Raw genomic sequence first — 1,842 nt, 5'->3', positions numbered from 1 at the left:
GGGTGCGGGTCCGGTGGGGGCTTGTCGCGCAGTTCCCCGCGCCCCTGGGTGGGTGGGGCCGGCGCCTGTCGAGAACGCGCCCGGAGTTGCGGTTGAGGACGCGTGCCGGAGGTGGGGTCGGGAACGTGTCCGGGAGTTGGGGGTGAGGGTGTGTCAGGAACGCGGGGGGAGTTTTGGTCTGGATCTGTTGGGGACCTCTGTGTAGTCCGGGGGTGTTGCCGCTGGGTGGGTTCGCAGTAGGGCCAGGGCCAGTTTGATGGCGTCGTCCGTTTCCACGTGGCGGCCCTCCGCCCAGTCCAGGGGGGTGCGCAGGACCTCCAGGTCCGGGGCCACGCCCTGGTTCTCCACTGTCCAGCCGTACGTGTCGAACCAGGCCGCGTTCATCGGGACCGTGATCACCGTGCCGTCGCCCAGGCGGTGGCGGCCGGTCATGCCGACCACCCCGCCCCAGGTCCGCTGGCCCACCACCGGGCCCAGGTTCAGGAGTTTGAACGCTGCCGTGATCATGTCGCCGTCCGAGGATGTCGCCTCGTCCGCCAGGGCGACCACCGGCCCCCTCGGGGCATTCGAGGCGTACGACACCGGCTGGGCGTTGCGTGTCAGGTCCCAGCCCAGGATCGTGCGCGTCAGTTTCTCCACCACCAACTCGCTGATGTGGCCGCCCGCGTTGCCGCGTACGTCGACGATCAGGGCGGGCCTCGACACCTCCATGCGCAGGTCGCGGTTGAACTGGGCCCAGCCCGAGCCGCCCATGTCGGGGATGTGCAGATAGCCGCATCGGCCGCCGCTCAACTCCCGTACCACCTCCCGGCGTTTGGCCACCCAGTCCTGGTAGCGCAGCGGGCGTTCGTCGATCAGGGGGACCACCGCGACCCGCCTGGCTCTTCCCTCGCCCTCCGCCGGGGTGAACGTCAGCTCCACCGTCGTACCGCCCGCACCCGCGAGCAGCGGGAACGGGCCCGTCACCGGGTCCACCGGGCGGCCGTCCACGTGGGTGAGCAGTGCGCCCTCCCGGATTCCCGAACCGGCCAGCGGGGAGCGGGCCTTGGAGTCGGAGGAGTCGCCGGGGAGGATCCGGTCGAGCATCCAACCGCCTTCCCTGCGTACGAAGTTGGCGCCCAGCAGGCCCTGCCTGCGCTGGTAGTGGGGCGGGCCCTCGTTGCGGCGGGCCGGTGTGACGTACGCGTGGGAGGTGCCCAGTTCGCCCAGGACCTCGCGGAGGAGGTCGGCGAACTCGTCCGGGGACGCGACCCGTTCGACCAGCGGGCGGTACTGCTCCAGCACCGCGTCCCAGTCGATGCCGCACATCTGGGGTTCCCAGAAGTACGCGCGGATCAGGCGGCCCGCCTCCTCGTACGACTGGCGCCATTCCGCCGGGGGATCGACCTCGTGCATGACCCGGCGCAGGTCGATCCAGACGGTCGTGTCGCTGTCGCCCGGGTCGGTGGAGGGCACCGCGCGCAGCTCGTCCTCGTCGACCACGACCAGCCGTGAGGCGTCGCCGCTCACCGCGAACCAGTCCAGGTGGTCGACGAGTTGGGACTTCTTGCCCTTGGTGAGGTTGAAGTGTTCGAGCGTGGGCCGGCCGCTCGTGTCGGCCGGATTCGCGAACGTCTCGCCCAGCGCGCCCGAGATCGGCCAGCGCAGCCACACCAGCCCGCCGCCCGGGACCGGATGCAGCGCCGAGTACTTGGACGCGGTGACCGGGAAGGGCGTCACCCGGCTCTCCAGGCCCTCGACCTCGACGATCACCGTGCCGTCCGTCGTGCCTTCGGAGCCTTCGTCCTCGACGGGGTCCAGGCCACCGGCGGCCGGTCGTCCGTCGGGGGACAGGGCGAAGGG

The 1,842-nt window shown here is 71.2% G+C and carries 1 protein-coding gene; it reads right to left on the bottom strand.

Annotation, left to right across the window (positions count from 1 at the left end):
- Positions 1-153: 153 nt before the first annotated feature.
- On the bottom strand, positions 154-1,842 hold a 1,689-nt coding region (locus tag AOK08_RS36755; protein ID WP_198539500.1), incomplete at its 5' end, for a S41 family peptidase.

It is taken from the genome of Streptomyces graminilatus (genome assembly GCF_001418565.1).
Lineage (GTDB): Bacteria > Actinomycetota > Actinomycetes > Streptomycetales > Streptomycetaceae > Streptomyces > Streptomyces graminilatus.
The sequence above is the reverse complement of the archived record's forward strand: the minus strand, read 5'-3'. Positions and strand labels throughout refer to the sequence as shown.